Source organism: Pseudoalteromonas sp. 0802, assembly GCF_013350085.1.
Lineage (GTDB): Bacteria > Pseudomonadota > Gammaproteobacteria > Enterobacterales > Alteromonadaceae > Pseudoalteromonas.
This window is the reverse complement of sequence record NZ_JABVXE010000070.1, coordinates 1-760: the sequence shown is the minus strand read 5'-3', so window position 1 is coordinate 760 and position 760 is coordinate 1. Positions and strand designations below refer to the sequence as shown.

Sequence of the window (760 nt, the reverse complement as noted above, 5' to 3'; positions counted from 1 at the left end):
TATAATTCAGCCTCTGAGCTTGAATCAGATTTATTGCAGCTTTGGCAAACTGAATTACCATTAATTGCACCTTTATATATCAATAAAGATGAAGTCATCAAAGAAGCAACTGCATTTAGAAATGTGGCAATTAACTGTGCTCCATACAGCGTTGCTAATGATGACTTTGAAACGCTAGCCGGTTGGCTTGTAAGCCGCGCGAGTCAGAATGACCAATAGCATCCATTCACTCGGTATCACACACCGACTACTTAAAGGTATTTTAGGGTTGTTTTTAACGAAGCAACTTGTGCGCTTTGTATTTATAAAATTTTATAGTTATTACAACCAACACAAAATGAGCCTATTGGGAGCGATTTTACTCCCCTTCTTTGTGCTTTTTTTGTCATTGTTTATTAAATTAGAAAACAATAAAAAACGTGAGTTAAAGCTCAAACTTAAACGCTTGTACCCTCATGTTTCTCAACCAGTACTTACACCAAGCAATTGCATTCGGATTGCATTGCAAAGCGTGTACCTTACGCTATTCAATACCACCACAACCTCACAGCAACATATCGCCGTTGAGCAGCGTAAATCTTGGCGTAAAATCACGCGATCAGCTCGCTTATTGAGACTGGCAGACAGTAAACTAGTACGCTCTTTTAAAGGGCTTTGGTTAGTTGCTAGAAAGCAAACAAAAACTAAACCATATAAAGCAGTGAGTCGCTCTCCACTTTGGAAAAACAGCACCTTAAAGGTCGCTTTTTTCACTCTCATT

Annotated in this window: 1 protein-coding gene and 1 pseudogene; both read left to right on the top strand. The window is 38.7% G+C overall.

The genetic code is table 11. From position 1 onward, the window contains the following. Positions 1-219, top strand: a 219-nt coding sequence (locus tag HUS61_RS21155; RefSeq protein ID WP_220094690.1) for a cellulose synthase operon protein YhjQ/BcsQ, incomplete at its 5' end; no start/stop codon positions are given. After that, a pseudogene (locus tag HUS61_RS21570) lies at positions 209-760 on the top strand (UDP-forming cellulose synthase catalytic subunit); the annotation flags it as partial. The gene HUS61_RS21155 and the pseudogene HUS61_RS21570, both read left to right, overlap by 11 nt.